This window comes from Brevibacillus sp. IT-7CA2 (genome assembly GCF_949767855.1).
GTDB lineage: Bacteria > Bacillota > Bacilli > Brevibacillales > Brevibacillaceae > Brevibacillus.
In genome coordinates this window covers 1-8,148 of sequence record NZ_CATKQT010000023.1, presented here as the reverse complement: position 1 = coordinate 8,148, position 8,148 = coordinate 1, and the positions used below count along the sequence as shown (strand labels likewise).

Here is an 8,148-nt window from a genome sequence, read left to right as displayed (position 1 = left end):
TGTTCGTCTCTCTCGAGGCGACTTATCTATCTTATCATGCCGTCTAGGCTTTTGCAAGATGTTTTTTTAGAAAATCTTGTTCCGCTTAGCAGCGACAATTCAATACTTTATCAAACAACTCAAGAAGTAAAGAGCTTATGTAACTTTTCTTCTTGAAGTGTTGCTTCAACTGAAGCGACAAGAAATATCTTATCACGTATTTTTAAACTACACAAGAGGTTTTTATAATAAAATTGAATTTCTTTAAATCATATTAAAAGAGAGGCGAATCACTCGCCTCTCTTCCTTACTGTTCCATTACTCTCACAATAGATAAATGACGAGCTTCGACTAAGTTTACGATTTTTCCACCTGTTTCAACCATTGGTCTCGTTGGGTGATTACGATCTGTAAATACGATCTTCCCAATAGTTCCATCACTTAATTCAACTAGCGTTCCTACAGCGAATTGAGTAATCCCCTCCACAAATGTCCGAACAATGGTAGGATCAAGTTTCCCGAAGCTATCCTGCACTAATTGCTCCACGACTTGATAAGGAGACAATGCCTTTTGGTGCACACGATCCGAACTCATTGCGTGATACACATCGGCCACAGCGACAATTTTACTGTATAAATGCAGTTTAGAACCAGGTAAACCTAGCGGATAGCCTGAACCATCTTCTCGCTCATGATGTTGCAAAGCCGCTAATGCTACGCCTTCACTTAAACCGTGGGATGACTTAATAATTTGGTAGCCATAAACGGTATGCTTCTTCATCTCTTCGAATTCGTCTGGCGTAAGCTTCCCTGGTTTTTGCAAAATCCGCCGATCAATTTTCGTTTTTCCTATATCGAGCAATGTACCAGCCAATGCGACCTGCATCCATTCCTTTTCTGGCACCTTGACCCATTTTGCAATCATATAAGAAATAATCCCAACCGCTATGGCATGCTCGTAAGCATAGCTATCCATCCTTGCAAAGCAACGAAGGGAGAGAATAACTTGTGGTTGCTGCTGAAACTCCGTAATGATCGGCGTAACAACTTCTCTGACTTCCATAACTGGTATGTTATTGCCGCCTTGTACGCGGGTCATCAAATTTTTCAGTGTAGACACTGCTTTATCAAATGACTCCTGAAACACAGGTTTAGCTTGGGTAAACTTATCAGAAGCTTCTGGCGTATCTACCTTAGTGGGTTCACCTTGGTCAGTCCAAGTCCCTCCTGAGTCCTCTACTTGTACCTGCTTGATCAAGAACGCTTCTAAAAATTGAACTTCTCTTTCATAGAGAGGGGTTCCTTTTGCAAAAAGAATGCCTCCCAATGCTGTAAATACGTCTTCAGCCAATTTCGCTCCAAGAGTCAGTTGTTTCACTTCCACATTGGGCAACCTGCTCACCACCCGATCCAACTTGTTAATGATATAGTATCCATTTCCCAATTTTACTTCAAACCCAAACCATTTGCAGGAAAAAAGCGCTGGTTGGGATAAACTTTCTGCACTTACACGAAAAAACGCCCCACATTATGCGGGACGCTTTTGTCGTGATTTTCTTTTATTCTTCTGTCGGTTCGGTAGGATCGGTTGCTTCGACAGGATCGGTTGCTTCAACAGTCTCCCCGTCTTGCAAATCTGCGATTCCCTCTTCCGCATCTTCATCCGGCATATCCTCTTCCTCAGTCGGAGGACACTTGGCGACTGATCCCACCTGCTCGTTTTCAGACAAACGGATCAGTTTCACACCTTGCGTGTAACGCCCCATCACAGAAATACCTTTCATTTCTGTGCGAATGATGATACCGGAAGTGGTAATAATCATCAGATCTTCTTCAGGCTCAACGACTTTCAGACCAACGACCGGACCGCTTCGATCCGTTACATTGTGTGTCTTAATTCCTTTACCGCCTCGAGATTGAATGCGGTATTCATCTACAGGCGTCCGTTTTCCGTAACCATTCGCCGTTACAATGAGCACTTCTGCATTTGGTTTGATAACGTCCATATCGATAACATCATCATCGTCGTCAAGGGTAATCCCCTTCACACCGGTAGCGTTACGTCCCATAGTGCGTACGTCTCCCTCATTGAAACGAACGGACATGCCTTTGTGAGTCCCCATGATAATTTGTTGTTGGCCATCCGTTAGACGAACACCAATCAACTCGTCATCTTCGCGCAGGTTGACCGCAATCAGTCCGCCTTTGCGAATATTTCCGTAAGACTCCAGCGTGGTTTTCTTAATAATCCCCTTCTTGGTCGCGAAGAACAGGAAATGCTCCTGATCAAACTCCTTCACAGGGATTACCGCACTTACCCGCTCCCCTTTTTCAATCTGAATGAGATTGATAATTGGAGTGCCTTTCGCTGTCCGGCTCAGATCAGGAATCTCGAATCCTTTTAAGCGATAAACCTTCCCTTTGCTCGTGAAGAACATGATGTAATCATGCGAGTTGGTAATGTACAGATGCTCGACAAAATCGTCATCCTTGGTTCCCAACCCCTGCACGCCACGTCCACCACGTTTTTGCGAACGGTAGGTGGAAACAGGCAGACGCTTAATATAACCATCATGCGTCAGGGTGATTACGACATCTTCCTCTGGGATCAAATCAGCATCTTCGATATGATTCTCATCGAAAGTAATTTCCGTGCGTCTTGCATCGCCAAACTTCTCTTTGATCTCACCCAACTCATCGCGGATGATCTCGTAGATTTTGGCTTCGTCTGCAAGAATAGCACGCAGTTCTGCGATTTTTACCATGAGCTCTTGGTATTCGTTCTCGATTTTTTCTCGTTCCAAACCAGTCAGGCGTTGCAGACGCATATCGAGAATCGCCTGTGCCTGCTCGTAGGACAACGAATAATTCTCCATGAGTCCTGTGCGAGCTTCTTCCGTGGTTTGGGAGGAACGAATCAAACTGATAATCTCGTCAATATGATCCAATGCAATGCGCAAGCCTTCCAAGATATGCGCACGAGCTTCAGCCTGCTTGAGATCGTATTCCGTCCTTCTACGGATAATGACGCGTTGGTGCTCCAAATAGTAATAGAGCATGTCACGCAGATTCAATACACGCGGACGACTGTCAACGAGCGCCAGCATATTCACACCAAATGTAGACTGCATTTGGGTATGCTTAAACAGATTGTTCAATACAACCTTTGGAATGACGTCACGGCGCAATTCCATGACGATACGCATTCCTTTGCGGTCAGACTCATCACGAAGGTCGGTAATCCCTTCGATTTTTTTCTCGCGCACTAACTCCGCGATTTTTTCCACGAGTCTAGCCTTGTTCACCTGAAAAGGAATCTCTGTTACGATGATGCGCGGTTTTCCTTTCCCATCCTCTTCAATCTGGGTTTTGGCGCGCATAATAATGGAACCACGGCCTGTTTCATAGGCACGACGAATACCACTGTAACCGAGAATCTCCCCCGCTGTAGGGAAGTCAGGTCCCTTAATGATTTTCATCAAATCTTGAATCGTAATATCAGGATTGTCGATCATGGCAATGACGCCATCAACGACTTCCGTCAAGTTATGCGGCGGAATATTGGTAGCCATACCTACAGCAATCCCTGATGCCCCGTTCAAAAGCAGGTTCGGGAAACGAGAAGGCAATACAACCGGCTCTTCTTTGCGTCCATCGTAGTTAGGAATGAAATCGACCGTTTCTTTATCAATATCGCGCAAAAGCTCCAGCGCGAGCTTGGAAAAACGCGACTCCGTATAACGCATCGCCGCTGCCGGGTCGCCGTCTACAGAACCGAAGTTCCCTTGCCCTTCAACCAGCATGTAGCGCATGTTAAAATCTTGGGCCATACGTACCATCGCTTCATAGATGGAAGAGTCACCATGCGGATGGTAGTTCGCCATTACTTCCCCGACAACGTTTGCCGATTTACGGAACGGCTTGTCAGGAGTAAGGCCCATATCGTGCATGGCATACAAAATACGCCTGTGTACTGGCTTCAAACCATCGCGAACGTCAGGCAAAGCCCGACTGACGATAACGCTCATCGCATAGCTAATGAACGATTCTCTCATTTCGTGGCTAATATTGACTTTTGGAAACCGAGCAGTTTCTTCTGCCATAAAGGGTAAACCTCCAACTGGTTATCACAATACTTCATTATACCATATAGAGAGAGGACACGTCCAAAAAATCCAGTTGAATCAATCCATTTCCTCAAGATTTCCCACCGATTTTGGTCGTACACTCCCGAATTTTGTATTATCCCTAAATTTCCCACCTTTGTTTCACGCTGGGTCATCACACAAAACAAAAAAGGCCCCTACATTCTGGCGCCTAGAATTTCATGTTTTTTACATGTATTTATGATCATCTTTACAGCTTCACGACCATTTCCAATTCGGAGGAGCGAATCATTGTCTTCGTATCGATTAACAATCCGAACGTAATCGCGATCATCTGTAGTAGTTTTCTCATGGTGTATCCCTCCGTTTATTGAATGTACTTTGATTTTACAGGGAATGAATACGTAGTCCTATCGATTTGGGTTTCAATTTCCTTACACACTTGTAAGAAACGCAGGAAAGTATGGGAAAAGTGTGGGAAATGCCTTCAACAACTGCTTAAGTCCGTTTGAAGATGTACAATAAAGTGAGAATCTAAAGGTTGGCGGAGGAATCCTATGAAGACCTTTCACATTGCTATCGTAGACGATGACATCAATATTCGTCAGATCGTCGAAGCCTATCTGCAAAAGGAAGGCTATGTTACAACTGCAGTTGAATCAGCCGAAGAGGCTATTACTTTAGAACAAGAGAATCCCCCCGATCTATGGGTATTGGACATCATGTTGCCAGGTATGAACGGCTATGAGTTTTGTCGACGTATTCGTGCTGGCTCAGAAACGCCTATCATCATGGTTTCTGCTCGCGACGAAGAAGTAGACAAGATTCTTGGACTGGAGCTAGGAAGTGACGATTATCTCACCAAACCTTTTAGCCCTCGTGAATTAGTGGCACGCGTAAATCGGGCACTCCAACGTTGGAAACAGATGAAATCCCATGCAGAAGAATCCCCTTTCATTGCAAAAGACAGGAATCCGGAAGAGGCTGCAAACAGTGCTCTTGTATTAGATAAGGAAAAACGTCTGGTATTTTCTTTTGGGGAGGAAGTAGAGGTGACCTCGAAAGAGTTTCAGGTGCTCAGTCTTTTATCTGAGCATCCGAATCGGGCTTTTTCCCGTGATGAGCTGCTCTCTCTTATATGGGGGTATGATTATTTTGGAAGTGATCGAGTGGTTGATGATCTCATTCGTCGTATCCGAAAAAAGCTGGACAAGATCCCTCTCGAAACCGTCTGGGGCTTTGGGTATCGCCTGCGAACTTTGGAAGGAACGAAGGATGAATGAGTATCCAATTTCGCATTACGTTGATGTTCGCCCTTCTTCTCTGCCTTGTCATGGGGGTATCAGCTGTCCTGATCAATTCGTTTTTGCTGGATAATTTAATCGAGCAGCAAAAGAATGAATTAAACCTAAAAGGGCGATTCTGGATTGAGAAAATGAACGAATCGAATGCAAAGATTGAAACCGAGGGAGTCGCAGAACTCGAAAAGCTTCTCGTCTCCAATCGCAAGATAGAAGTTTTACTCTTAGGCAAAAAGAAAAAAGTACTCTACACGTCCCTGCCTTCTTCTAATTTGAATGAGTGGATGGATGCCCTTGAGCGTAAAGCGGAGAAAAGGCAAAATCGAAACATATGGATGGTCGGTAGCGATGATTACGTGGTCGTTAACTTGGCTTTTAAAAACGACGAAAAGCAACGACTGATTCTGGCCTCTCCTGTACGTGGACTAAAAGACATTCGTATGGATATGACGAATAGCATATTGCTCATCGTTTTGATTGGAGCCGTATCTACCATTTTGCTCAGCTTTTTTATTACCCGTAGCATGGTGAAGCCACTCCATAAATTGACGAGAGAAATTAAAAAGGTTCAATCGCGGCGTTTTTCCGAAGTCCAACTCATTCCTGCTCGCGGTGAAATTGCTGAAGTCTCGAATAGTGTTTACTCCATGGCACAAGAGCTCGATCGTTTTCATGAAATCCAGCGGCAATTTTTACAAAATGCTTCCCACGAGCTAAAAACCCCTCTCATGTCCATTCAAGGATATGCCGAGGGAATTCGCGATGGCGTTTTTGTTGATGCTGCTGCTGAAAAAGGCTTTGATGTCATCGTAGAGGAAACTAATCGATTGAAGCATATTGTGACTGAAATTATATTGTTGGCCAAGCTTGAAGGCGAAGAGAATTTGTTTGATCCCTCATGGCATTCCGCTACTGACCTGGTGACTCGGGCCATTGAGCGTTTACACCCTTTGCAGCTCCAACACAATGTAACGATTTCAGTACATCCGACTAAAATCAATGACGTAGTGTACGTCGATGAGGGAAAGTTTCTTCAAGCCTTGTTGAATATCATTGGAAATGCTTTGCGCCATGCCAAGGTTCAGATCACGATCGAAATCAAACCAGGCAAACGCCAACTCCAAATAGAAGTACAAGATGATGGTGAGGGCATCCCGGAAGAGCTTCTCCCTCATTTATTTCATCGTTTTGTGAAAGGAAAAAATGGTGATGTCGGACTGGGGCTAGCTATTTCTCGAGCGATAATCGAACGTTCGCACGGCCGTCTCCAAGCAGAAAATGGTCCACTCCACGGCGCAGTTTTCCGCATCATCCTTCCCTTGTATCCGCAGCCTGAAAACTAACTAACACCCGAGTGATCTAGTGTCCACTCGGGTGTTTTTCTTTCAATCGATATCTTTACCGCTACATGTTCCCGGAAATTTTCACCGTGAGCGCGTTCCTTCCAATTCGCATAACCATGACTGAAGCGATCAAGCAAAATATTCCCGCAATGATAAACATGAGAAAGTAACTATTCAACATGGTATAAATGACTCCTCCACCGTAAGCCGCCACAGCAGCTCCTAATTGATGTGCGGCCAATATCCACCCAAACACAATTCCTGATTGCTGTTTTCCAAAAATATCAGTTGTCAACTTAAGCGTTGGAGGAACAGTAGCTACCCAATCTAGGCCATAGAAAACAATGAATAAGCCCAAGGTAAACGTAGAAGAGGATAGCGCTGCAGGAAGCAGCATTAACGAAAATCCCCGTAAACCGTAATACCAAAACAAGAGCCAACGATTGTTAAAGCGATCCGATAGCCATCCCGACAATGTTGTTCCGATAATGTCAAAGATACCTATGAGAGCGAGTAAACTTGCAGCCGTTACCGCTGGAATGCCGTACTCCATACAAGCAGCTATAAAATGAGTACCGATTAATCCATTTGTAGAGAGACCGCAAATAAAAAAGCTGCCAGCCAACAACCAGAAATCAAAGGAACGAGATCCTCTTACTAAACCATCAACAGCTGCACGAAAAGGGTTTTGCTTGATGTCTTCTATTTCTTGATCAACTTCTGTCGCGCCAAATGCCTGAAGTCCCTTATCACTTGGTCGATCACGCATCAAGACAGCCACAATCGGAACCAAGATCAGCGCTGCTGTTGCAATCACCCACGATGCCGTACGCCAGCCCTCTGATTCAGCCAAGCTTGCGAGAAGAGGAAGAAATACCAGCTGTCCTGTTGCACCACTCGCTGTTAATATACCCATAACCAATCCTCGTTGCTTCACAAACCATCGATTTGCGATCATCGCTCCCAATACGGAAGCCGTGCATCCTGAACCCAGTCCAACAACGACTCCCCAAAGTACAGTCAGTTGCCAGGAGGCCTGCATCCAAGTAGTGAGGGAGGAACCCAATGCTAACAGGATAAGGGCAATAATCGTGATACGCCTTATTCCGAATCGATCCATGACTGCTGCTGCAAACGGACCTACCAATCCGTAAAGCAATAGATTAATTGACAGCGCTATTGAGATAGAAGAGCGACTCCAGCCAAATTCTTGTTCAACAGGAACCATAAATACGCCAGGAGCAGAGCGAATTCCAGCGCCAATCAAAAGAATGAAAAAGGTGACACCCGCAATGATCCAGGCGTAGTGGAGCCGACTCGAAGAAGCTCGTTTCATAATGACATGACTCCTTTTTCGAAATAATACGTCGGAAATTTCAGTCTTCAAATAGTACAAAAAAACCATCCGAGCTGGATGGC

Annotated in this window: 5 protein-coding genes; 2 read left to right on the top strand and 3 right to left on the bottom strand. The window is 44.8% G+C overall.

What is annotated here, in order from left to right:
- Window positions 1-286 precede the first annotated feature (286 nt).
- Window positions 287-1,372, bottom strand: coding sequence for an HD-GYP domain-containing protein (locus ACM6JA_RS16305; protein WP_414853151.1), 1,086 nt, complete (start codon window positions 1,370-1,372; stop codon window positions 287-289).
- A 166-nt stretch (window positions 1,373-1,538) separates the two neighbouring features.
- The gene (gene gyrA, locus ACM6JA_RS16300; protein ID WP_414853150.1) at window positions 1,539-4,082 is read right to left on the bottom strand and encodes a DNA gyrase subunit A; all 2,544 of its coding nucleotides are present in this window, start codon (window positions 4,080-4,082) and stop codon (window positions 1,539-1,541) included.
- 560 nt (window positions 4,083-4,642) lie between these two features.
- Here gyrA and ACM6JA_RS16295 point away from each other — a divergent pair.
- Window positions 4,643-5,368 carry a response regulator transcription factor gene (locus tag ACM6JA_RS16295; RefSeq protein WP_414853149.1) on the top strand — a complete coding sequence of 242 codons (726 nt, stop codon included), beginning with the start codon at window positions 4,643-4,645 and terminating at the stop codon, window positions 5,366-5,368.
- The gene (locus ACM6JA_RS16290; protein WP_414853148.1) at window positions 5,365-6,729 is read left to right on the top strand and encodes an ATP-binding protein; all 1,365 of its coding nucleotides are present in this window, start codon (window positions 5,365-5,367) and stop codon (window positions 6,727-6,729) included. The genes ACM6JA_RS16295 and ACM6JA_RS16290 overlap by 4 nt, the downstream gene beginning before the upstream one ends.
- A 61-nt stretch (window positions 6,730-6,790) precedes the next feature.
- On the opposite strand, the gene ACM6JA_RS16285 is transcribed toward ACM6JA_RS16290, so the two are convergent.
- Complete coding sequence (locus tag ACM6JA_RS16285) at window positions 6,791-8,065, bottom strand: MFS transporter (RefSeq protein ID WP_414853147.1); 1,275 nt, start codon at window positions 8,063-8,065, stop codon at window positions 6,791-6,793.
- Between the last annotated feature and the right edge of the window lie 83 nt (window positions 8,066-8,148).